The sequence below is a fragment of the Krasilnikovia sp. MM14-A1259 genome, from assembly GCF_047159535.1.
Taxonomy (GTDB): Bacteria; Actinomycetota; Actinomycetes; order Mycobacteriales; family Micromonosporaceae; genus Actinoplanes.
The window spans coordinates 7,661,038-7,679,094 of sequence record NZ_BAAGAJ010000002.1; the positions used below are offsets into that span (position 1 = coordinate 7,661,038).

14 protein-coding genes are annotated in these 18,057 nt (G+C 70.4%); 13 read left to right on the forward strand and 1 reads right to left on the reverse strand.

Annotated features, from left to right (window positions below; all coding sequences use genetic code 11):
- Positions 1-154 precede the first annotated feature (154 nt).
- The 4 genes from ACMCNK_RS34625 (at position 155) to ACMCNK_RS34640 (ending at position 7,300) form a co-directional block, all read left to right on the forward strand.
- Entirely contained in the window at positions 155-1,567 is a 1,413-nt protein-coding gene (locus ACMCNK_RS34625) for a histidine-type phosphatase (protein WP_412740540.1), read from the forward strand.
- Between the two features lie 320 nt (positions 1,568-1,887).
- Positions 1,888-2,451: a hypothetical protein gene (locus tag ACMCNK_RS34630; protein ID WP_412740541.1), complete on the forward strand. Its 564-nt coding sequence runs from the start codon at positions 1,888-1,890 to the stop codon at positions 2,449-2,451.
- A gap of 351 nt (positions 2,452-2,802) precedes the next feature.
- Positions 2,803-5,553, forward strand: coding sequence for a BTAD domain-containing putative transcriptional regulator (locus ACMCNK_RS34635; protein ID WP_412740542.1), 2,751 nt, complete (start codon positions 2,803-2,805; stop codon positions 5,551-5,553).
- A gap of 91 nt (positions 5,554-5,644) precedes the next feature.
- On the forward strand, positions 5,645-7,300 hold the full coding sequence (locus ACMCNK_RS34640; protein WP_412740543.1) for a hypothetical protein: 1,656 nt from the start codon (positions 5,645-5,647) through the stop codon (positions 7,298-7,300).
- 57 nt (positions 7,301-7,357) lie between these two features.
- On the opposite strand, the gene ACMCNK_RS34645 is transcribed toward ACMCNK_RS34640, so the two are convergent.
- The gene (locus ACMCNK_RS34645) at positions 7,358-8,452 is read right to left on the reverse strand and encodes a helix-turn-helix domain-containing protein (protein WP_412740544.1); all 1,095 of its coding nucleotides are present in this window, start codon (positions 8,450-8,452) and stop codon (positions 7,358-7,360) included.
- A gap of 126 nt (positions 8,453-8,578) precedes the next feature.
- On the opposite strand from ACMCNK_RS34645, the gene ACMCNK_RS34650 reads away from it, so the two are divergent.
- Genes ACMCNK_RS34650 through ACMCNK_RS34690 form a run of 9 tightly spaced genes read left to right on the forward strand, consistent with a single transcriptional unit; the run spans position 8,579 to position 18,057 of the window.
- Positions 8,579-10,162 carry an AMP-binding protein gene (locus ACMCNK_RS34650; RefSeq protein WP_412740545.1) on the forward strand — a complete coding sequence of 528 codons (1,584 nt, stop codon included), beginning with the start codon at positions 8,579-8,581 and terminating at the stop codon, positions 10,160-10,162.
- A gap of 40 nt (positions 10,163-10,202) precedes the next feature.
- Complete coding sequence (locus tag ACMCNK_RS34655; protein ID WP_412740546.1) at positions 10,203-11,150, forward strand: 3-oxoacyl-[acyl-carrier-protein] synthase III C-terminal domain-containing protein; 948 nt, start codon at positions 10,203-10,205, stop codon at positions 11,148-11,150.
- On the forward strand, positions 11,147-12,025 hold the full coding sequence (locus ACMCNK_RS34660) for a diiron oxygenase (RefSeq protein ID WP_412740547.1): 879 nt from the start codon (positions 11,147-11,149) through the stop codon (positions 12,023-12,025). The genes ACMCNK_RS34655 and ACMCNK_RS34660 overlap by 4 nt, the downstream gene beginning before the upstream one ends.
- Positions 12,015-12,269: a hypothetical protein gene (locus ACMCNK_RS34665; protein ID WP_412740548.1), complete on the forward strand. Its 255-nt coding sequence runs from the start codon at positions 12,015-12,017 to the stop codon at positions 12,267-12,269. Before ACMCNK_RS34660 ends, ACMCNK_RS34665 begins: the two co-directional genes overlap by 11 nt.
- A complete protein-coding gene (locus ACMCNK_RS34670) occupies positions 12,269-13,177 on the forward strand; it encodes a hypothetical protein (RefSeq protein ID WP_412740549.1) in 909 nt (302 codons plus the stop codon). The genes ACMCNK_RS34665 and ACMCNK_RS34670 overlap by 1 nt, the downstream gene beginning before the upstream one ends.
- A complete protein-coding gene (locus tag ACMCNK_RS34675) occupies positions 13,174-14,274 on the forward strand; it encodes an SDR family oxidoreductase (protein ID WP_412740550.1) in 1,101 nt (366 codons plus the stop codon). The genes ACMCNK_RS34670 and ACMCNK_RS34675 overlap by 4 nt, the downstream gene beginning before the upstream one ends.
- On the forward strand, positions 14,271-14,906 hold the full coding sequence (locus ACMCNK_RS34680; protein ID WP_412740551.1) for a ferritin-like domain-containing protein: 636 nt from the start codon (positions 14,271-14,273) through the stop codon (positions 14,904-14,906). The genes ACMCNK_RS34675 and ACMCNK_RS34680 overlap by 4 nt, the downstream gene beginning before the upstream one ends.
- On the forward strand, positions 14,903-15,799 hold the full coding sequence (locus ACMCNK_RS34685) for a 4'-phosphopantetheinyl transferase superfamily protein (protein WP_412740552.1): 897 nt from the start codon (positions 14,903-14,905) through the stop codon (positions 15,797-15,799). The genes ACMCNK_RS34680 and ACMCNK_RS34685 overlap by 4 nt, the downstream gene beginning before the upstream one ends.
- Entirely contained in the window at positions 15,796-18,057 is a 2,262-nt protein-coding gene (locus tag ACMCNK_RS34690) for an MMPL family transporter (protein ID WP_412740553.1), read from the forward strand. Before ACMCNK_RS34685 ends, ACMCNK_RS34690 begins: the two co-directional genes overlap by 4 nt.

An 18,057-nucleotide genomic window follows, 5' to 3' on the forward strand; every position in this document is an offset into this window, starting at 1 on the left:
CACGTCGGACTCTCGTTGATCCGTTCAGCGCGGCGCGTGCGCCGCCGCAGTCGGGTGTGTCCGGATTCACTCGAACGCTGAGCGCGGTGGGTGCCGTACCACATCCGAAGAACTGCGCGGCGAGAGGGGAGAAACGATGTCGAGGTCGAGATGGGTGCGGGTCGCGATCGGCGTGGTGGCGGCGGTGTGCGCGGTACCGGCCACGGTGGCCGGCCTCCACGCGGCGTCCGCAGCGCTGGACAGGCACGACCGTGGCCGAGCGGCAACGCCGGCGGAGCCCGGCGGGCCGGCGGACTTTCTCACCACGAACACGCCGTACCGGCCGGATGCGGTTCTCGGTTCGTACGGGCCTGCGCCGGCCGGGTTCGTCCCGGGCTTCACCGAGATGATCGCTCGACATGGCGCGCGGGCACTCGGCGATGAGGACGACATCGTCTTTCTGGAACAGGTGATCGCTCAGGCGCAGGCAGCGGGCAAGGTGAAACCGCTGGCCAACGATCTGCTGACCGAGCTCAAGAGCCTCGACGCTGCCAACCGGAAGCTGGGCTTCGGCGCGCTCAGCGCACTCGGCAAGCAAGAGCATGCGGATCTGGGCGCACGTCTGGTGCAGCGGCTGCCGGACCTGTTCGCCAAGGCCGCCCCCACCGGTCGGCGCGTCACGGTGGTGAACTCCGGGATTCCGCGGGCCGCCGACAGCGGCGCGGCCTTCACTGCGGCGATGACGAGCGCGTTGCCGTCGCTGAAGCCCCTGGTCAAGAAGCCGGTCGCCGATACGAGGACGCTGTATTTCCACAAGGAACCCGTGAATGCGGACTACGCGACGTACGTGAAGCATGACGCAACACTGAACGCGACCCTGAAGAAGATCACGTACAGCAAGGAGTCCGACAAGGACGCGGTGACGTGTCTGGGTGCCCTGTTCGCCGACGACTTCGTTGGTCGCCTGGCCAGCGATGGATACACGTTCACCGACAGCGACGGGAAGAAGCAGACGCGCAACGCGGTCGACGCCACTATCGCGCTGTTCAACGTCTACGCCATCACACCCGGCCTCAGCCGTGAGGGAGTGTGGCACTTCGATCGGTTCATCGACCGCAAGACGGCCGAGCACTTCGCCTTCGTCGATGATGCGACGACGTTCTACGAGAAAGGTCCCGGCCTCTCGGGCTCGACGATCACGTTCAAGATGGCCTCGGTATTGGAGGACGACTTTTTCCACGCCGTCGCGGCCTACCGCAGCGGCACCAGCACCGACGTCGCGCGGCTACGCTTCGCGCACGCGGAGACGATCATCCCGTTGGCCGCGCTGATGCGGTTGCCCGGTAGCGAGGTGCAGGTGCCCCGCACCGACACGTTCAGCCCTTCCCGAAACCCATGGCGCGGGGCGAACGTCGCGCCGTACGCGGCGAACATGCAGTGGGACGTATTCCGGAACGGTTCCGGCCAGGTGCTGATCAGGATGCTGTACAACGAGAAGGAAACGCACTTCAAGAGCGAGTGCAAGCCGTTCACGGCGGGTAGCTACTTCTACGACTTCACCGAGCTGCAGCGTTGCTACGGACGCTGACCCGCGTGACGGACCCGGGTTTCCAGCGCGCCTACCTGGGGTTTTCTTCATTTCCACGGTAGGCATCTGCGGCTGCTGACCCGATGACTGTCCGTTCGGCACGAGCAGACGTCCGCGCTCTGCCCGAAGCAGACGAGCCGCAACCGGCCGGCTATAAGCCGACTCTAATCCGCTGCCTTTACGTTGCTCCTGTCCGCCGCGGGAACCACCGGTTGGCCCAATCTCACGGTGCTACCCACCACGGGGGGGAGTGGCGCGCGGTGAGATTTGCGGTCCGCAGGCGAACTGCGGATGTCATCAACGGGTAGGGAGAAGATGAAATGAGGACTCGAGCCTTGCTCAAGCGCGGATCGATCGCCGCAGTGGCGGGCGCGCTGGTCGCAGGCGCTGCTGCTGCACCCGCCTCGGCGAGCACGCCGACCGTGGAACGCGCCGTGGCCGCACGGCCGGCCGCGATGAACTCGTACTGCACGGGCCGGACACTGCCCCTGGACTGTTGGGTCACGGAGCCGGTGGTCACCCAGGCATCCACGACGTACAGCTCGATCCAGTTCCAGCACGGCGACTACGTGACCATCACCGGGGGTGGCTGCGTCCAGACCGGCGGTAGTGGCAAGACCTGGAAACGGTACGTCGACCCGCTCGCCGACAATGGTCTCTACCACGGATCGTTCCACATTCCCGGGGCGACGTCCGGACTGACCTGGTTCCAGTACGCGAACGGCAGCAAGTGGTACGTCAGCGGTAACGGCGGCCCGCTCGTCCTTGGTTACCAGGACGACGGCTATGGGGACAACGGCTACTGGGGCCACGACGACGGTACCGGAAACCAGTGCAAGAACGTCGGCAACGCCTGGGTGCACATCGTCATTTCCGCGAGCTGACGTCGTCGTTCTCACGAAACGGGGGAGCGCGCCGCACCAGGCGCGCGCCCTCCGGTTCCCGGATACCGGCAACTCGCACTCACCGGCACCGGGCGCGATACCGCTCGCCGAGCAGCCGGAGAACACCGGGCGGCCGGGGCATCTTCGCGCACCTCCACCGCGATCGGTTCCGCATCCTCGATGCACGACGTGAGATCCCGCCACAGATCGACGAGGACCACTGCTCGTCGTTCCCGAAAGGCCCGATATATTGCCTTGGCTGCGATCAGGCGATGGGGCGGACCATAGCGGGGGCGTGCGGTGGAGTTTCGGCTACTCGGGCCGGTGGAGGTGTCAGTCAACGGGGCAGGCGTGGATCTCGGTCCGCGCAAGAACCGGCTCATCCTGGCCGTCCTCGCTCTGGAGGTCAACCGGCCGGTTCCGCTGGCGCGGCTGATCGACCTGGCCTGGCCCGGATCGCCGCCCCGCACCGCGCCCAACGCGGTGATGGTCGCGATCTCCCAGCTTCGCAAGGCGCTGCGCCAGGCGGACGCCGAGCTGTTCCGCCGGGGCGACGGGTATGCACTGTGCACCGATCCGGTTCAGGTGGACGCGCACGAGTTCCGCCTGCTCGTACAGCGCGCCCGGTCCGCACCCGACGCCGATCGGATCGCCCTGCTCGACCGCGCGTTACTGCTCTGGCGAGGGCCGGCCCTGGACGGATCGGCGCCGGCGGAGATCCGCGACCGGCTCTGCTGTGGTCTCGAGGAGGCCCGCCAGACCGCCATCGAGGACCGGTTCGACGCGAAGCTGCGCCTCGGCGAGCACCGCGAACTCATCGGCGAGCTCACCGGGCAGGTGACGGTGAACCCGGCGCGCGAGTACCTCGTACGGCAGCTGATGCTGGCGCTGTACCGCAGCGGGCGCGCGACCGAGGCGCTGGCCGTGTACCGGGCAACGCGCGAACGACTGGCGAGCGCGCTCGGTCTGGACCCCGGGCCGGAGCTCCAGGCATTGGAAACTGCGATCCTGCGCGACGACCCCGCCATCGCCGCACCGACCCCTGGTGTGGTGCCATTGCAGGCAGCGAAGGTCCCGGCGCCCGCTCAGTTGCCCCCGTCGGTGGGTGCCCTCGCCGGCCGTGCTGCCGAGCTGGCCGCCATGGACACCATCGCAGGACCGCCGGGTGGCGCCGCGGCGATCATCGTGCTCACAGGGACAGCGGGCGTCGGCAAGACCACGCTGGCCATCCACTGGGCACAGCGGGCGCGGAACCGGTTCCCCGACGGCCAGATCTACGTGAACCTCCGCGGATTCGATCCCCACGGGCCGGCGATCACCGCCGCGGAGGCGCTACGCGGCCTTCTCGATGCGTTCGAGTTGCCCCAGGACAGTATCCCGCAGGACCTTCCGGCGCAGACCGCTCTGTTCCGCAGCACACTGGCCGGCCGCCGGATCTTCATCCTGCTCGACAATGCCCGCGACGCGGACCAGGTCCGGCCTTTGCTGCCCAGCTCGCCGGGATGCGTCACCGTGGTCACCAGCCGTACCCATCTCACGGGCTTGATCGCCGCCGAAGGCGCGATGCCGGTCGATCTCGACCTGCCGACGCCCGAGGATGCCCGCGAGCTGTTGGAGCACAGGCTCGGTGCCGCGCGGGTCAGCGCCGAGCCCGAGGCCGTGGACGACCTCGTCGCGCGATGCGGGCGGTTGCCGCTGGCGCTCGCCGTGGTGGCAGCGCGCGCGGCGACGCGGCCGCGGCTTCCCCTGCGCGCCTTGGCGGATCAACTGCGCGCTGCGCAGGACAGGCTCGACGCCCTGGACGGCGATGATCCGACGACGAACGTCCGGACGGTGCTGTCGTGGTCCTACCGATCCTTGAGGGCTGACGCGGCGCGGCTGTTCCGGCTCCTCTCCTCCCACCCGGGTCCGGATCTGGCCGCACCCGGAGCGGCGTCCCAGGCCGGGCTCGCCCTCGACGAGACGCAGACGCTGCTCGCGGAATTGCGCGCGGCACACCTGCTCTCCGAGCCGGCGCCCGGGCGGTTCGCCTTCCATGACCTGTTGCGGGCGTACGCGGCCGAGCTCGCGGCTGACGAAGACCCGGTGACCGAACGCGAATCGGCACTGCACCGCACTCTCGATCATTACCTGCACACGGCCGTGCGGGCGGCGATGATTCTGAGCCCGAACCGCATCCCGATCACCCCGACGGGACCCGTGCCGGGCGTACACCCGGAGGAGTTGGCCGACGCGACCGCCGCCACGGCCTGGCTCCGCAACGAGCGTGCCGTTTTGCTCGATGCGGTACAGCGCAGCTTCGACGGCCGATTCGACACCCATGCATGGCAGCTCGCCTGGGCGATGGCCAACCCACTCGGCAGGGCCGGGCGCTGGCAGGAATGGGCCGACACTCAACGGGTCGGCCTGGCCGCGGCACGTCGGCAGGGCGACCAGTGGGGACAGGCCAATACCCACCGCAGCCTCGGCCGGGCGCTGGGCTGGCTGCGCCGGTACGACGACGGATACGACCACCTCCGGCATGCCATCCGACTGTTCGCCGAGCTCGGGGACACCGCTAATCAGGCACAGGCACACCTCGGCGTCTCCTGGCTGTTCGACCAGCAGGGACGCCACCGCGAGGCACTGGCCGAGGACCAGGTCGCCCTGGACCTGTACGCCGCCGCCGGCAACCGCGCTGGGCACGCCACGGCACTCAGTGCGGTGGCGTGGGACCTCGCCCAACTCGGCGACCACGAGCGCGGGATCGCCTGCAGCCGGCAGGCGCTGCAGTTGCAGCAAGAGCTGGGTGATCTGCACGGACAGGACGCGTCCTGGAACAGCCTCGGCTATGCACACCACAAGCTGGGCCAGTACGCGCACGCGGCCGCAGCCTATGAGAGCGCTGTCTCCTGCGCCCGCGAAGCCGGCAACCGCTACTCCGAGGCGCACGGACTGCGGCACCTGGGCGACGTCCAGGCCGAATCCGGCCAGCTCACGGCCGCCCGGCACAGCTGGTTGACGGCACTGGCCATCCTCGACGAACTCGGCCATTCCGATGCGGCGGTGGTCCGCGCCCGGCTGGCTCCCGTCACCGACGACGGGTCCGGATCCGGCGGCTGAGGCGCAGGCAGGGTTTGACAATCGATCGATGGGCGTCGAAGCTCTACTGATTGACAACGTTGTCACTCCCATCTCGCCGAGGAGTGCCTCGATGAAGACTTCCCGCCCGGGCAGACTGCTCCTTGCTGTGCTGTTGATCGCCGCGGCAACCATGTTCGCCGTCGCCACCGCGGCCGCCCCGGCCGTCGCCGACTACACCGGTGCCAACCTGCCGGACTGGGCCATCGGCCCCTTCACCCGGTACGACGCAAACCCGCTTCTCACCCCCCAGGGCGACGGCTTCGAAGCCGACGAGACCTACAACCCTGGCGTCCTGGTACGCGACGGTGTCTACCGGATGCTTTACCGGGGGCAGCGCGGCAACACCTCGCAGATCGGGTACGCCACCAGCACCGACGGGCACACCTACCACCGCTACGCCGGCAACCCGGTCCTCACCAACAGCCTGCCGAACGAGACCACCGCGATCGAGGACCCCCGGCTCTACGAGCTCGACGGCACGTACTACACCTTCTTCACCGCGGTCCACGACGGCGCGTTCGATCTGAACGAGGCGACCTCAACCGATCTGGTGCACTGGATCCAACTCGGCCCGATCGTCCGGGACAACAAGAACGCGGCGGTGATCACCGACCCGGCGGACCATCCGCTGCTCATCAACGGCCGCTATGTCATGTACTACGGCGGCCGTGCCTCCAGCGGCTGTGGCGGAGCCGGATGCGGTACCGGCGTCGCCTACTCGACGGACATGGTGCACTGGACCGACTTCATCCCCATCGACCTGCACCTGCCCGGCAACTACGCGCCGGTCGAGATCTGCGTCGCGGTCACCGACTACCAGAGCATCCAGGGTGGACACATCAACCACGGGATCGTCCTGTTCCTCGGAGGCGGCCTGATGTCGCACGGCCGCTGGTACTACGCGGTCAGCGAGATCGCCATGTCCCGCGCCGACCCGACTCGCTCGACCGGTCAGCTCACCGACGCCGTCCTCAGTCCCGCCGCGCCATACGAGCAGAACGGCCTCACACCACACACCATCTTCATGAACACCATCACGTTCCACGAGGGCAAATGGTGGATGAACTACGGCGGCGGGGACACCGTCGTGGCGCTCGCCACCGCCCCACTGCGCGACCCCTCGGCGACACCGTTCACCTCGACCGGCCTGGAAACCGGCCAGCGGCTGCCCGACTGGGCGGACACGGTCGACACCGACGGCGGGGCCTCTTCCGGCGGCATCGCCAACGTCAACCCGATTCCCGGGTACGGGCTGACCGGACCCGAGGCGAGCATGCGCGCCGAGAGCGTCCATGGCGGGTCGACCGCGCTGATGTACTCCGGAAGCGCCGCCGGAGCCGCGGACGCCCACGCGTACCTGAAGCTCTTCGACCTGAGCACCCCGCTGACCATCGGACCTGACACCGTGCTCTCCTACTGGATCTACCCGCAAGGGACAGCTCAGTCGCCGCTGGTCTCGGGGGACAACAGCACCTGTGTGGCCGTCGACGCCGACCTCACCGACGGCACCGCGTTGCGCAACGGTGCGATCACCGACCAGGGGGGCGGGCGCCTGCATCCGCAGTACCAGTGCGGACGGCTGACGCCCGGTCAGTGGAACCACGTGACCGCCCGGCTCGGCGCACTGGCAGGAAGGCAGATCACCCGCATCGACATCGGGTTCGACCGCCCGGGCGGCAGTGGCGGATACCGCGGCTACATCGACGACATCGGCATCACCGGCTGACCGGGCCGACCCTAGCCCACATGCGGCGCAGAGCGACGCGGTGAAGTGCGCGCCGCCTCAGGAAGCCAGGTACAGCGTCTGCGCCAGGCCGCTGACCGTACGCGGGTCGAGGCTCGTGAGGTGCCGCCACTGACCTAGTCGATAGCTGAGCGTGTTCGGGTGGACGAGCAGCTTCCGGGCCGCCTGGGACACCGAGAACCCGGTCTCGGCGAACGCCACCACGGCCTCCAGCAGGTAGGGCCGCGCCTGCGCCACCTGCCGGGCCTCGTCCAGCAGCGGGTCGACCGCCTCCCGCTGAGCCTGCGGCGGACAGCGCCACCAGGCCTGGGCGAACTCGAGCCGGCCCCCGTGCGCGCCGGACGCGGCGTACGCGAGCTTGGCGTCCACGATGCTGCGGCAGGCGCCGGCCAGCCCGGACCGGACGGCACCGATGCCCCACCGTTCGCCCGCCGATGGGGGGCCGAGCACGTCGGCGAGCTGCTCGGTCTGCAGCAGCCGGGTCTCCGGCAGCACCGGCGCGGACCCGTCGTCGGGCGCCGTACCGGCGCGCAGCCCGTGCACGGCGCAGAAGGTGCCGTCCGGGTCGAACCCGAGGCTGATGGCCAGCGATCGTACGGGGTCGCCGGTGGCCTGCGAGGTCTCCAGCAGGGTGAGGAACTGGTCGAGGGCGCGTTCCCGGGCGTTGCGGTCGGCGGCGTCCTGCTCGAAGTAGCCGCGGTTGACCGCCCCGACCAGCGTATGCAGCCACTGCAGGCCGTGGGTGAAGCTGGCGGCCAGCAGCGCCGGCGTGACGGTCGGGTCGTCGACCAGCCGTTCGGTCATCCGCTGCCACATCTCCCGGTGGGCCAGGTGGTGCCCCTGCACCACGGCCGACGCTTCCACGCCCTGGCGGGCCCGCAGCGCACCGAACTCCTGACAGCGCACGACATGCGTCTCGGCGGGTGGGCGGCGCGCGGCCAGGTCACGCAGGAAGGTGCCGGTCAGCCACCGCGCATGGGCGTGGGCCACTCCTGGTGTCAGTGCGTTGTCCAGGCCGGGCACCTGCATGTACTGCTGTTGAAGCAGTTCGTCGGCGAGTCCGTCGCCCTGTGCCAGAAGGTGATGGGTCACGGCGCGTACGGGCGCCCAGCCCGGATCGGTTGACGGTGTCACGTCGCCTCGCCCTTTCGGTGAAGTCACGAATCAGCGCCCCGAAAGCTTGGGCATTCGTCGATGGAATGTCCCCGAATCGCGTTCGACGATAGGTCACGCGCACTGACGGACATCCATGGGTAGGTCATGATCGAAAACAGCGGAGTCGCCTGGTCGTCGGACCGCTTCATGTGCCGCCTGTTGCGTCTCGGCGATGCCGGTGCCGGGGCACGGCTTGCCCTCGACGCGCAGCCGGATCGTCTCACGTACGCGGGGCTCGCAGCCACCGCAGGCGCGGTCGCCCGGACCTTGTCCGGGTACGGGGTGGTGGCCGGAGACCGGGTGGTGATCGCCGTCGAGTACGGACCCCGTTGGGTGTCCATACTGGTCGGCGCGCTGGCGGCAGGAGTCGTCGCGGTGCCCGTCGACCGGCATGCCGCCCCAGCGGACCTGGCGGCATACCTGCGTGACACCGATCCGGCCGTGGTGGTCGCCGAGCCGGACGACGTGCCGCGCCTGGCGGACTTGCTCGGCGCCGCTCGCCTCGTGACGGTCGCCGAGTGTGTTTCACCCGATCAGGAGGCCTTGCCTGGTCGGGGCGTGGCGGTCGAGGACGTCGTGGCACCAGATGGCGGCGTCGATGCAGCTCACCGAAAGGGCGTCGCGCTTGTGGAGCCGGTTCCTCGGAGCCCGGGCGATGCCGCGATGATCACCTACACGTCCGGCACCACCGGGTCGCCCAGGGGCGTGACGGTTTCCTGGGGTGCCCTGGCGTACCAGGTCACCGCCGGTGCCGATCGGCAGAGGGTCGCGCCGGACGCGGTCTTCGTGTCAGTCCTGCCCGGACACCACCTGTTCGAGCTGATCGCAGGCTGCCTGGTACCGCTGTATGCGGGTGCCCGCGTGCACTTCGCCGCCTCCCGCCTGCCGGCGGACATCGCGGCCGCGATCACCGCGCAGCGCGCCACCGACATGGTCGCCGTGCCGGCCCTGCTCGCCGCCCTGCGTCGCTGGTTGGTCGCGGCGCCCGGGCGGCGAGTCGATCCCGGGCTGCGCCGCTTCTTCGTGGGCGGGGCGCCCCTCGACCCCGGGCTGGCGCTGGCGTTCCAGCAGCTCGGCTTCGACGTCTGCCAGGGCTACGGGCTCTCGGAGGCCTCGCCCATTGTGGCCACCAACACCCCGTGGGAAAACCGGATCGGCAGCGTCGGCCGGCCACTTCCCGGTACCGAGGTGCGCGTCGACGCCGACGGCGAACTGTTGGCCCGAGGACCGGGTGTGATGTCCGGGTACTGGGGTAAGCCAGAGCTGACCGCCGAAGCCATCAACGAGGATGGCTGGCTGCGTACCGGCGACCTGGGCCGCATCGACACCGACGGATACATCCACGTCACCGGTCGCCGCAAGAACCTGATCGTTCTGCCGAGCGGGCAGAACGTCCAGCCCGAGCAGGTCGAGGCCGTCCTCGGCCGCTCGGACCTGGTGGGTGAGGTGTGTGTGCTCGGCCACCCGACCGAGCACGGTGAGGAACTGGTGGCAGTGGTCACCGCCAGTGACCGGATTCGTGGCGAACTGGCCGACGCCGCGGACCGGGAGCGGGCGCTCACCGCCGAGGTGCGGCGGCTCACCGCGGGGCTCGCCCCGTACCAGCGGCCGCGCCGCATCGTCGTGCACGACGATGCGCTGCCCCGCACCGCCACTCGCAAGATCCGCCGCGATGGCATCGTCCTGTGAGGTCACGATCGCTTCGTCCTGTGAGGAGGTTCCGGACGGCATGACCGATGTCTACGTCGACGACTTCGGCTACGCGCTCGGCGAGCGCAAGGTCCACGTCACCGACTCCGCGGCCGCCGGCCTGCTGTACTCCCGAGCCACCGACCTGGCCTCGGCTGGGTTCACCTGGCACCACGTCTGCGAGCCGGAGACCACCGCCTACGACCTGGCCCGCCGGGCCACCGCCGGGCTGTCGCTCGGCGACGGCGTCGACGCCATCGTGTACGCCACCTGCCTGCCGCTCAACGGCAACGTCGGTGACGTCGAGGGCTGGCGGCGTACCGGGGATGTGAAGCACCTGATGGACTTCCCGATCAGCCGGATGCAGGCCGACCTGGGGTTGGACCGCGCCGTGGCGATCGGGCTGAACCAGCAGGCGTGCACGTCGATGCTGGGCTCGATCCGGCTGGCCGGGGCCCTGCTCGGCGCGGAACCCGGCTGGGCGCGAATCCTCTGCGTCAGCGCCGACCGGTTTCCGGCCGGATCACGGTACGAGCAGGCGTACAACCTGATCTCCGACGGGGCCGCGGCGTGCGTGGTGAGCCGGGCTCCGGGACGGTTGCGGCTGGTGGCCGCGCACCAGATCACCAACGGCGGCCTCGGCGAAGCCAGCGACGACGAGACGGTCGGCAGCTACTTCGCGTACATGCACCGGCTGGTCCGGGAAACCCTCGACCGAGCCGGCATGGCGGCCGGCGACATCGACTGGATCGTGCCGCAGAACACCAACGAGAAGGCGTGGCAGATCCTGTCCCGGCTGCTCGGCGTCGACCACGCCCGGGTCTGGCTGCCGTCGCTGCCCGACACCGGGCACGTCATTTCGGCCGACAACATCGTCAACCTGACCGCGCTGCTCGACTCGGGCCGGCTCCGGCCCGGGCAGCGGCTGCTGCTGATGATGGCCGGGTTCGGCCTGAACTGGCAGAGCGTCATCCTGGAGGTCCCGTGAGCCTTTTCGCCGGGCTGGCCGGCACCCTGGACCGGCTCACCGAAATGTCCCGCGACAGGTACACCAACCCGTACACCGCGCTGGAGTGGCCGGACACCGTCGACCCGGACGGCGAATGGTTCACCAGCCCCGAACTGACCAGCCTGTACGGCACGCCGTACTGGGACGCGCTGGACGATGCGGGCCGGCACCGGCTCGCGTTCCAGGAGGCCGCCAACTTCTTCAGTCTCAACATCCACGGCGAGGCGTCGCTGATGGAGGGCATCGCGGCCCGGCTGTACCGGCCCGACATGCTGGAGCTGGCCGACTACCTGCACCATTTCCTCGACGAGGAGAACAAGCACAGCGTGTACTTCGGGGGCTTCTGCCGCCGGTACGCCAAGGTGTACCGCAGCCGCCACGTCACGTTCCCGGGCCGCCCCGACCGTACTGTCGACGATCTGCTGTTCTTCGGCAAAGTGCTGATCTTCGAGGAGCACGCCGACAGGTACAACGTGTTGCAGTCCCGCGACGAGCGGCTGCACCCGGTGGCCCGGTTCATCAACAGCGCACACCACGCCGACGAGTCGCGGCACCTCGCGTTCAACCGGGCCGTGGTCGGGGCCCTGTGGGACGCGCACTCGCCCGGCTGGGACGACGAACGGCGCGCCGAGATCCGCGCGTACCTCGGTCAGTTCTTCACCGCCACCTGGCGTGAGTACTACAACCCGGACGTCTACGCCGAGTGCGGCCTGGACGACCCCTGGCAGGTCGCCGAGGACGCATGGCACGCCCCCGCGCAGCGGGAGCACCGGCGCCGGATCTCGGCGAAATGTCTCAGCTTCTTCCACGACCGCGCACTACTGTCCCCGGAGGAACCGGCCGATGCGTTCTGAACTCGCTGCCCTGCGCGTCTGGATCACCCAGCGCGCCCGCGGGCTGCCGCCCGAAGGGCTCACCGACGACCTGCCACTGCTGGACGGCCGCCACCTCACCTCGCTGCACATCCCGGAGCTGATCCTGCTGCTGGAGCGGCTGCGCGGGGCGGCGATCGACGTGCAACGCCTGCAACCGGGCGACTTCCGCGACGTGGCGACGATCGCCCAGCGGTTCCTGCCGGAGCCGGCCGAGGCACCGTGATGAACGCCGTCGTCGACGTCACGGACGCGGAGTTGCTGGCCGAGCTGGCCCCCGTCGGGCTCGGATGGCGCGAGTCCGGGCACGCTGTCCTGACCGGACCGCTGTACCGGCTGGCCGCCGACTGCGACCAGGGATTCGCCACCGTTGCCGCCGCGTTCGGTGCCGAACCGGAACAACACCCGGCCATGATCGACGCCCGGGAGTTGCAGCGGGTCGCGTACCTCGAGTCGTTTCCGCAGCTGGCGACGTTCCCGGTCGGGCTCGACCCGGCCGACCTGGACACGTTCGCCGGCCGGGACCCCCTGGACGCCGACGGCGCCGTGCGGCTCACCCGGACCGCCCCCGTCCGCGAACTGCTCACCCCGGCCGCGTGCTACCACCTCTACCCGCACCACCGAGGCGAGCGGCTGGTCGCGCCGGCGTACCTGACCACGGTCAACACGTGCTTCCGTCGGGAGAAGTACTACCGGCCGCTGCGGCGGCAGTGGAGCTTCCGGATGCGGGAGCTGGTCTGCCTCGGCGGGCGCGCCGAGGTGGTCGCCTTCCTGAAACGCGGCCGGGACGCGGTCGACGCGCTCTGCCGGGAGCTTGACCTGCCCATTCGCTGGGAGGTCGCCACCGACCCGTTCTTCCGGCCGGCCCAGAACCCGCGCTGGCTGGCCCAACGACTGCGGCCGACCAAGCACGAGGCCACGTTCGGCGACCTGGCCATCGCCTCGGTGAACCTGCACGAGGACACGTTCGGGGCCGCCTTCGACATCACCCGCGACGGGGTGCCCGCGTCCAGCGGCTGCGTGGCGTTCGGCCTGGAACGCTGGGCGTACGCGCTGACCCGCCGGCACGGCGCCGACCCGGCGAACTGGCCGGACGTGGCAGCCGCCGCCAGGGTCGCCGGAGTTGCGTCGTGACCACCCTGGTCACCGGCGCCGACGGGTACCTGGGCCGCCGGATCGCGGCCCGCCTGCTCGCCACCGGCGACGAGGCTCTGCTGCTGACCGTCCGCGCCGCCGATCCGGCCGAGCTGGCGGCCAAGCGGACGTCACTGCTGGCCGAGCTGGGCGCGGATGCGGCCCGCCGGGCCACCGTGACGGCCGTGGACCTGACCGCGCCCGACGCGTTCGCCTCGGTGCAGACGCGCGGCGTGCGCCGGATCGTGCACGCCGCGGCCCGGACCGCGTTCACGGTCGACCGGGACACCGCCGAGGCCGTGAACGTCGCCGGCGCCGAACGCATAGCCGACCACGCCCGCCGGTGTCCCGGCCTGGAGCGCGTGGTGGCGCTGTCCACCCTGTTCAGCGCGGGCAGGCGGTCCGGTCTGGTGACCGAGGACCCACACGACGTCGACCCCGGCTTCGTCAACTGGTACGAGTGGTCCAAGTACACCGCCGAACAGCGCCTGCTCGCCGGGTACGCCGACCTGCCGCTCACGGTGGCCCGCCTGGCCACCGTGGTGGCCGACGACGACACCGGCACGGTCATCCAGCACAACGCGTTCCACAACACGTTGAAGCTGTTCTTCTACGGGCTGATGTCACTCGTGCCCGGCGACCCCGCCACCCCGATGTACCTGGCCACGGCCGACTTCACGGCTCGCGGTGTGGCGTACCTGGCCGACCCGCGTACCCCGGACGGGTGCTACCACGTGGCCCCGGCGCCGGCCGAGGCGATCGCCCTCGGCGAACTGATCGACGCCGCGTTCGAGGTGTTCGACGCCGACCCGGGCTTCCGCCGGCGCCGGCTGCTCCGCCCGGAGTTCTGCGACGTGCAGAGCTTCCGGGACCTGGTCGACGCCGCCCACCGGTTCGGCGCCGGCCCGCTGCGGCAGGCCGCCGCCTCGGTGGCGCCCTTCACCGAACAGTTGTTCCTGCCCAAAGAGTTCGACAACCGCCGCCTGCGTACGGCCTGGGGCGACTACGCGGTGCCCCCGTCGCGGCAGCTCGTCGCCGCGGCCTGCACCGAACTGGTCCGCACCCGCTGGGGGCGTACGGGAGGGAGTACCTCGTGAGCCTGACCGAGAACGACCTGTGGCTGCTCAGTTTCTACCGCAGCTCCGAGATCAACGGTGCCCTGTTCTTCGGGCGGGTCGCCCGCACCGTCAAGGCCGGCAAACTGCAGGCCGAGGTGACCCATCACTTCGCCGATGAGGCCAACCATGCCCGGTACTGGACGGACTGCATCAACGACCTGGACGCCGCACCGCTCCGGCTGCGCGACGCGTATCAGGACCGGTACCTGCAGGCCGCCGGTGCGCCGGTCAACCTCATGGAGGTGCTCGCCATCACCCAGGTCTTCGAGAAGCGGGTGATCGGCCAGTACCGTCGGCATCTGCTCGTCCCGGACCTGAATCCGCGGATCCGCGCCACGATCGAGCAGATCATGGTGGACGAGCGCTGGCACATCAGGTACGTCCGCGATGCGCTGCAGGAGATGGCGCAGCGCTACGGCGCCGAGCACATCGCCGAGACGGTCGCCCGGTTCACCGAGGCCGACGAGCAGGTGTACGCCGAGGCCCTCGCCGAGTACGGCGACCGGGTGGCCCTGCTGCGCGGCCCCGAGGTTCCCGACCCGGAGCCCGACTCGGACGGCGTGCCCGCAGGCGCACATGATCCTGACGGTTTCCCCCGCACGCGACCATGAACGCGACCGTGTTGCTGGCCGTGAGCGCCGCACCGCTCGACCCCGCCGAGCTCACCGCCGGCGAACGTGTGCGGTTCGCGGCGCTGCCGGGCGCGTACCGGCGGCGGCGATGGCTGACCGGCCGGCGGGCGCTGCGTCGCGGGCTCGCCGCGGCAGGCCGGCCCCCGCACACCGCGGCCCGGACGTTTCCGGACCGGACGGCCTCGCTCACGCACAGCGGTGACCTGTCCGTCGCCGCTGTGGCCGTCGCCGCGGCCGGAGTCGTCGGGGTCGGGATCGACGTCGAGCGGGACCGGACGCCGGACCCGCGGACGGCGGGCTTCTACCTCACGGCACCCGAGCGGGCCTGGCTGGCGGACACCACCGACCGGGCGCAGGCCGCGCTGCGCCTGTGGACGGTCAAGGAGGCCCTGTTCAAAGCAGACCCCGGCAACGCCGCGACTGTGCTGCGTGACTACGAGGTGGGCGACCCGTCCGCCCGGCGCGGCACCGCCCACCGGGTCCCGTCCGCCGGACCGGCGCTGCGCTACGTCAGCCTCGCGTTGCCGACCGGCGCCGCGACGGTCGCCGTCGCCCTCGCGCCCGCCCGACCAGGTTCTGAACTGTCCCCGCACGACCACGACCGAAGGAGTACCACCGTGTCGACCGTCGACTTCCCGCAGGTGCGCGACCGGATCAGCACGCTGGCCGCGGTGCCCGTCGAACGCCTCACCCCGGACGTCACGATCGCCGAACTGGTTCCCGACAGCTTCGCGTTCGTCGAAGTCGCCGTGGATCTGCAGGAGGAGTTCGACGTCGTGCTCACCCAGCACGACCTCAAGAACATCCACACACTCGGCGACCTGACCGCCCTGCTGGCCCGGAAGCAACGCGCCGAGGGGGAGCCCGCGTGACCGCGCGGCGTCTGGCGGCCGTCGTGGCCCGGCTGCGCTGGCCGCTGGTGGGCGGCTGGCTGGTTGCCCTGGTCGTCGCCGGTGTGGCGGCCCTGCCGCTGGCCGAGCGGCTCAGCGGCGGTGGCTGGTACCGTCCCGGATCGTCGTCGCAGGCGGCCGCCGAGGCGCTGCGTACCGGCTTCGCCGACCGCGGCGCCAGCAACGTCACGATCGTGGTCCGCGACGACCGGCACGCCGCTGCCAGCGCCGAGTTCGACCGGCGGGTCGCCGATGCGACCCGGGAGGTGCTCGCCGACCCACGGCTGAAAACGACCGGCAGCTACGGCTGGCTGGGCCTCAGCGGCCCGGCGCGGGCCCGGTTCGTCGGCGCCGACCATCGTACGGCGATCACCCAGGTGGGCCTGCGCCTCGACGACGGTACCGCCCGCCGGATCCTGCCCGAAGTCCAGCGTGACCTCACGGCCCGGCACACCCGGGACGGACTACGGGTGGCCCTGGTCAGTTCCGGCTCCTTCTGGGGCGCGGTCAACCAGCTCAGCGCCGACGGGTTGCGCATCGCGGAGCTGGTGACGTTTCCCCTGATCCTGTTCATTCTGCTGTGGCTGTACCGGGGTGCCGTGGCCGCGGCCGCGTCCCTGGTGGTCGGCGCGGTCTCCATCGTGGTGACGTTCGGTGTCCTCGCCGAGCTCGCCCGGCACGTCGAGCTGTCGATCTTCGTCCAGAACGCGGCCACGATGATCGGCCTCGGCGTCAGCGTCGACTACTCGTTGTTCGTCATCTCCCGGTATGCCGAGGAAATCACCCGCACCCACGACCGCGTCGAGGCGCTCGCCGCGACCCTGCGGACCAGCGGCCGGACCGTCGTGTTCTCCGGCGGCATCGTCGTGCTCGCCATGACCAGCCTGTTCCTGATCGACCTCAACGTCATCCGGTCGATCGCGCTCGGCGTCGTGGTGGTTGTCCTGTTCGCCGTCCTCACCACGGTCGTTCTCCTGCCGGCGGTGCTGTATCTGCTCGGCGACCGGATCACTCACGGCCGGCTGCGCCGTCGCCAGGCCCCGATCGGCGCGGACCCGTCGGGCGGCCGGTGGCACCGGCTAGCCCGGCGGATCATGGCGCGGCCGGTGCCGTACCTGACCGTCGCCGTGCTGGCGTTGCTCGCGCTCGCGGTCCCGGCGCTGGACCTGCGCACGTTCACTCCCGATGCGCGGATCGTGCCGGCGTCCTCGCCGGTGCGCTGGGGTTACGACACCGTACGGGCTCAGTACGGTCCCGGGGCCGCCGCTCCGATCGAGGTGGTGGTCACCTCGCCCGTGGCGTTCGACGACCCGGGCGCCGCGCGCGGCCTGACCCAGCTGCGGGATCGGCTCGCCAGGCTGCCGCACGTCACGCGCGTCGATTCAGGCCTGGACGCACAGGCGGCCGCAGGATCGCCGGGCGCGCCGGCCGAGCTCCAGCAGACCGTCGACCACTTTCTCTCCGCCGACCGGCGTACCGCGGTGATCGAAGTCGTCGCGGACGACTACGCGGCCAGCGCGCCGGTGCGTACGCTGCTCACCGACGTGCGCGCCGCGAGCAAGGATCTCGGCAGCGGCCTGCACGCGAACATCGGCGGTGAGACCGCCGAGGGGATCGACGCCAACGCGGCGATCACCGACCGGATGCCGCTGGTGCTCGCCGTGATGCTCGGCATCGGATACCTCGTGCTGCTGGTCGCCTTCCGGTCGCTGCTGCTGCCGCTCAAGGCCATCGCCATGAACCTGCTGTCGCTCGGCGCCACCTACGGGGTCCTCGTGATGGTGTTCCAGTGGGGCGTGGGCGCCGGGGTACTCGGCGTCGACCAGGTCGGTCACCTGCAGAACTTCGTACCGGTGCTGCTGGTGGCCATCCTGTTCAGCCTCAGCACCGACTATGAGGTGTTCCTGCTGAACCGGGTCAAGGAGGAACACGACGCCGGCGCGCCGGACTCCGACGCGGTCGCCACCGGCGTGGCGCGCACGGCGCCACTGATCTCCGGTGCGGCGCTGTTGATGATCGCCGTCTTCGGCGCGTTCGCGTTCACCGGCATCCTGCCCATCCAGCAGCTCGGCCTCGGTCTGGCGATCGCCATCGCGCTCGACGCCACCGTCATCCGGCTGGTCGTGGTGCCGGCCGCCATGCGGCTCATGGGCAGGTGGAACTGGTGGCTGCCGATGCGGCGTGGCCCGCAGCGCAAGGCCGAGACACCCGTCCTGGTCACCGCTTCGAGAGGACTTTGA

Coding starts and splice junctions, on each gene's coding strand:
- ACMCNK_RS34630 (WP_412740541.1), top strand. CDS start 1,888: ATGAGGACTCGAGCCTTGCTCAAGCGCGGATCGATCGCCGCAGTGGCG.
- ACMCNK_RS34640 (WP_412740543.1), top strand. CDS start 5,645: ATGAAGACTTCCCGCCCGGGCAGACTGCTCCTTGCTGTGCTGTTGATC.
- ACMCNK_RS34650 (WP_412740545.1), top strand. CDS start 8,579: ATGATCGAAAACAGCGGAGTCGCCTGGTCGTCGGACCGCTTCATGTGC.
- ACMCNK_RS34655 (WP_412740546.1), top strand. CDS start 10,203: ATGACCGATGTCTACGTCGACGACTTCGGCTACGCGCTCGGCGAGCGC.
- ACMCNK_RS34665 (WP_412740548.1), top strand. CDS start 12,015: ATGCGTTCTGAACTCGCTGCCCTGCGCGTCTGGATCACCCAGCGCGCC.
- ACMCNK_RS34670 (WP_412740549.1), top strand. CDS start 12,269: ATGAACGCCGTCGTCGACGTCACGGACGCGGAGTTGCTGGCCGAGCTG.
- ACMCNK_RS34685 (WP_412740552.1), top strand. CDS start 14,903: ATGAACGCGACCGTGTTGCTGGCCGTGAGCGCCGCACCGCTCGACCCC.